The organism is Pseudomonas sp., assembly GCF_051660785.1.
In the GTDB taxonomy this organism is placed as follows: Bacteria; Pseudomonadota; Gammaproteobacteria; order Pseudomonadales; family Pseudomonadaceae; genus Aquipseudomonas.
Genome location: NZ_JBOFQE010000033.1, coordinates 1 through 4,578, shown reverse-complemented (window position 1 = coordinate 4,578; position 4,578 = coordinate 1). Strand labels below are relative to the sequence as shown.

The following is a 4,578-nucleotide window of genomic DNA, read 5'->3' as shown; positions in this document are numbered from 1 at the left end:
GTGAGCCTGCTCGCGATAGCGGTGTATCAGGTAACACTTTAGTGTCTGACATCCGCTATCGCGAGCAGGCTCACTCCTACAGGGATTTGTGCCATTTTGAACCAAGATGGTGCAGCTATTTTCCGGCGCCCGATTTCGTGCACAAATCCGCTGTTGCCATTTCTTGTATCACCTTTTAAACGCTTGTTCGGCACTCTGGTTCGGAAATTGCTACTTTCATTAGGTCTTACGCTTTCCAGTAACAATAATTCTGCGCCACAAGCGCTCATATTGGTTCTTAGGGATTGAATAATGAAAAAAGCATTGCTGACCCTTTCTGCACTGGCGTTGTGCATGGCTGCTGGCTCCGCCATGGCAAAGGGATACAAAGAACTGCGTTTTGGCGTTGACCCTTCCTATGCTCCGTTCGAGTCGAAAGCGGCCGACGGTAGCCTGGTGGGCTTTGACATCGATCTGGGGAACGCAATCTGCGCCGAGCTGAAGGTCAAGTGCAAATGGGTCGAAAGCGATTTCGACGGCATGATTCCGGGCCTGAAGGCCAATAAATTCGACGGTGTGATCTCTTCGATGACCGTCACCCCGGCCCGCGAAAAAGTCATCGACTTCTCCGACGAGCTGTTCTCCGGCCCAACCGCTTATGTGTTCAAGAAGGGTTCCGGCCTGACCGAAGACGTCGCTTCGCTGAAGGGCAAGACCGTCGGCTACGAGCAAGGCACCATCCAGGAAGCCTACGCCAAGGCCGTACTGGACAAGGCCGGCGTGAAAACCCAGGCCTATCAGAACCAGGACCAAGTGTATTCCGACCTGATGTCCGGTCGTCTCGATGCCGCGATCCAGGACATGCTGCAAGCCGAACTGGGCTTTTTGAAGTCGCCGAAGGGCGAAGGCTACGAAGTCAGCAAACCGGTTGACAGCGAATTGCTGCCGGCCAAAACAGCTATCGGTATCTCTAAAGGTAACAAAGACCTCAAAGACCTTTTGAATAAAGGTATCAAAGCGTTACACGACGATGGCACCTACGCCACCATTCAGAAGAAACACTTTGGCGATCTGAATCTGTACAGCGGCAAATAATGCCCGGCGCCCATCTCGCGATGGGCGCTTTTTTCATCCGATCAGGTTGCTGATTTATGTTCGAAAACCTATTACAAAACCTGGGGCTCTCAGCCTTCAGCCTCAAGGGCTTCGGTCCGTTGCTGATGGAAGGCACCTGGATGACCATCAAATTATCGGCGTTGTCGCTGCTGGTGGCCGTATTGCTCGGCCTGCTCGGCGCCACCGCCAAACTGTCAAAAGTCAAACTGATGCGGGTTCCGGCCCAAATCTACACCACGCTGATTCGCGGCGTGCCGGACCTGGTGCTGATGCTGCTGATTTTCTACAGCCTGCAAACCTGGTTAACGTCGTTTACCGATTTCATGGAATGGGAATACATCGAGATCAACCCGTTCAGTGCCGGGGTCATCACCCTGGGCTTCATCTATGGCGCGTACTTCACCGAAACCTTCCGTGGCGCGATTCTCTCCGTGCCACGGGGCCAGGTCGAAGCTGCTACCGCTTATGGCCTCAAACGCGGCCAGCGTTTTCGTATCGTGGTGTTCCCGCAAATGATGCGTTTCGCCCTGCCGGGCATCGGTAACAACTGGATGGTGATGCTCAAGGCCACCGCACTGGTCTCGATCATCGGCCTGGCCGACCTGGTCAAGGCAGCGCAGGACGCCGGTAAAAGTACCTACCAGCTGTTCTACTTCCTGGTGCTCGCCGCGCTGATTTACCTCCTGATCACCAGCGCCTCCAACTTCGTCCTGCGCTGGCTCGAACGCCGTTACGCCGCCGGTTCCCGGGAGGCCGTACGATGATCGAGCTCTTGCAGGAATACTGGAGACCCTTCCTTTATAGCGACGGCAACAACATCACCGGCCTGGCCATGACCATGTGGCTGCTCAGCGCCTCGATCTTCATCGGTTTCCTGGTGTCGATCCCGCTGTCCATCGCCCGGGTGTCGCCGCATTTTTACATTCGCTGGCCGGTGCAGTTCTACACCTACCTGTTCCGTGGCACGCCGCTGTATATCCAGCTGCTGATTTGCTACACCGGTATCTACAGCCTGGCCGCCGTGCGCGCCCAACCGGTGCTGGATGCGTTCTTTCGCGATGCAATGAACTGCACGATCCTGGCGTTCGCCCTGAACACCTGCGCCTACACCACGGAGATTTTCGCCGGGGCAATCCGCAGCATGGCCCATGGTGAAGTCGAAGCGGCCAAGGCGTACGGTCTGACAGGCTGGAAGCTCTATGCCTACGTGATCATGCCGTCGGCCCTGCGTCGCTCGTTGCCTTATTACAGCAACGAAGTGATTCTGATGCTGCACTCGACCACCGTGGCGTTCACCGCGACCATCCCGGACATTTTGAAAGTCGCGCGGGACGCCAACTCGGCGACCTTCATGACCTTCCAGTCATTCGGTATCGCCGCGCTGATTTATTTGACCGTTACCTTTGCGCTGGTCGGCCTGTTCCGCCTCGCTGAACGCCGATGGCTGGCGTTCCTCGGGCCGACCCACTAGGACCCGCTTTCAGGGATAAAGAGACGAACATGCGCCACCAGATTCATGACTTGCTGGCCCCGCTGCCGGGGACCGCTCGACAGATCCACAGTTTCCACTTCGGCCCGACGTCGGCCAAAGGCAAGATCTACATCCAGTCGTCCCTGCACGCCGATGAAATGCCCGGCATGCTGGTGGCCTGGCACCTCAAGCAGCGACTGGCGGAACTTGAAGCCGCCGGCCGCCTGCGCAGCGAAATCGTGCTGGTGCCGGTGGCCAACCCGGTGGGCCTGGAACAGGTGCTGATGGATGTGCCGCTGGGCCGCTACGAACTGGAAAGCGGACAGAACTTCAATCGCTGGTTCGTTGACTTGAGCGAAGCGGTGGGCAACGAAATCGAAGGCCAGTTGGGCGATGATCCGCAGTGCAATCTCGAATTGATCCGCGAAAGCCTGCGCAACGCACTCGCCCGGCAGACTGCAGGCACGCAACTGCAATCCCAGCGCCTGACGCTGCAACGACTGGCCTGCGATGCCGACATGGTGCTGGACCTGCATTGCGATTTCGAAGCGGTCGCCCACCTTTACACCACACCCGAAGCCTGGCCGCAGGTCGAACCGTTGGCGCGCTACATCGGCGCTGAAGCGAGTCTGCTGGCCACCGATTCCGGCGGTCAGTCGTTCGACGAATGCTTCACCCTGCTCTGGTGGCAGTTGAAAGAACGCTTTGGCGAACAGTTCGACATCCCGCTCGGCAGCTTCTCGGTCACCGTCGAATTACGCGGCCAGGGCGACGTCAATCACCCGTTGGCCAGCCTCGATTGCCAGGCGCTGATCGATTACCTGATTCACTTCGGCGCCATTGCCGGTGAATCGGCACCTTTGCCCAAGCTGCCCTACCCCGCCACACCGTTGGCCGGCGTCGAGCCGGTATCGACACCGGTCGGCGGCCTGCTGGTGTTCACGGCGCTACCGGGGGAATACCTCGAGGCCGGGCAACTGATCGCCGAAATCATCGACCCGATCACTGATCGCGTCACCCCCGTTCATTGCACCGCCGCCGGCCTGATGTACGCCCGCTCGCTGCGGCGCATGGCCACTGCCGGCATGGTGATCGCGCACGTCGCGGGCGCCGAAGCCTATCGCAGCGGCTACCTACTTTCGCCTTGAGGATGCATGCCCCATGTACAAACTGACCATCGACGGCCTGCATAAAAGCTATGGCGATCATCATGTGCTCAAAGGCGTTTCACTCAAGGCCAACACCGGCGACGTCATCAGCCTGATCGGCGCCAGCGGCTCGGGCAAAAGTACCTTTCTGCGCTGCATCAACTTTCTCGAGCAACCCAACGACGGCGCCATGAGCCTGGACGGGCAGAACATCCGCATGATCAAGGATCGTCACGGCATGCACGTGGCCGATCCCGATGAATTGCAAAAAATCCGCACGCGCCTGGCCATGGTGTTCCAGCACTTCAACCTGTGGAGCCACATGACCGTGCTGGAAAACATCACCATGGCCCCGCGCCGGGTGCTGGGTTGCAGCAAAGAGGAAGCCGAGGACCGCGCGCGGCGTTATCTCGACAAGGTCGGGCTGGCGGCCCGCGTGGCGGATCAATACCCGGCGTTTCTTTCCGGTGGCCAGCAGCAACGCGTGGCGATTGCGCGGGCATTGGCCATGGAACCGGAAGTCATGCTGTTCGACGAACCTACTTCGGCACTCGACCCGGAACTGGTGGGTGAAGTGCTCCGGGTGATCCAGGGCCTGGCTGAAGAAGGCCGGACCATGATCATGGTGACTCACGAAATGAGCTTCGCCCGCAAAGTGTCGAGCCAAGTGTTGTTTCTGCACCAGGGCCTGGTCGAGGAAGAAGGCGCGCCGGAAGACGTGCTGGGCAGTCCGAAGAGCGAACGCTTGAAGCAGTTCCTGAGCGGCAACCTCAAGTAAAACGCCCCCCCTTTGTAGGAGCCGGCTTGCTGGCGATGCTGTGTCAGTCGACAACAAAGCGTCTGACACACCATCGCCAGCAAGCC

5 protein-coding genes are annotated in these 4,578 nt (G+C 58.6%); all 5 read left to right on the top strand.

Annotated features, from left to right (window positions below):
• Positions 1-291 precede the first annotated feature (291 nt).
• Genes ACRC4F_RS08105 through ACRC4F_RS08085 form a run of 5 tightly spaced genes read left to right on the top strand, consistent with a single transcriptional unit; the run spans position 292 to position 4,492 of the window.
• A complete protein-coding gene (locus tag ACRC4F_RS08105; protein ID WP_438658839.1) occupies positions 292-1,074 on the top strand; it encodes a transporter substrate-binding domain-containing protein in 783 nt (260 codons plus the stop codon).
• A 56-nt stretch (positions 1,075-1,130) separates the two neighbouring features.
• Positions 1,131-1,859, top strand: a complete 729-nt coding sequence (locus tag ACRC4F_RS08100) for an ABC transporter permease (RefSeq protein WP_438658838.1) — start codon at positions 1,131-1,133, stop codon at positions 1,857-1,859.
• Positions 1,856-2,566, top strand: a complete 711-nt coding sequence (locus tag ACRC4F_RS08095; protein WP_438658837.1) for an ABC transporter permease — start codon at positions 1,856-1,858, stop codon at positions 2,564-2,566. The genes ACRC4F_RS08100 and ACRC4F_RS08095 overlap by 4 nt, the downstream gene beginning before the upstream one ends.
• Positions 2,567-2,595: 29 nt before the next feature.
• Entirely contained in the window at positions 2,596-3,714 is a 1,119-nt protein-coding gene (locus tag ACRC4F_RS08090; RefSeq protein WP_438658836.1) for a succinylglutamate desuccinylase/aspartoacylase family protein, read from the top strand.
• Positions 3,715-3,727: 13 nt separating this feature from the next.
• On the top strand, positions 3,728-4,492 hold the full coding sequence (locus ACRC4F_RS08085) for an ABC transporter ATP-binding protein (RefSeq protein ID WP_438658835.1): 765 nt from the start codon (positions 3,728-3,730) through the stop codon (positions 4,490-4,492).
• Positions 4,493-4,578: the final 86 nt, after the last annotated feature.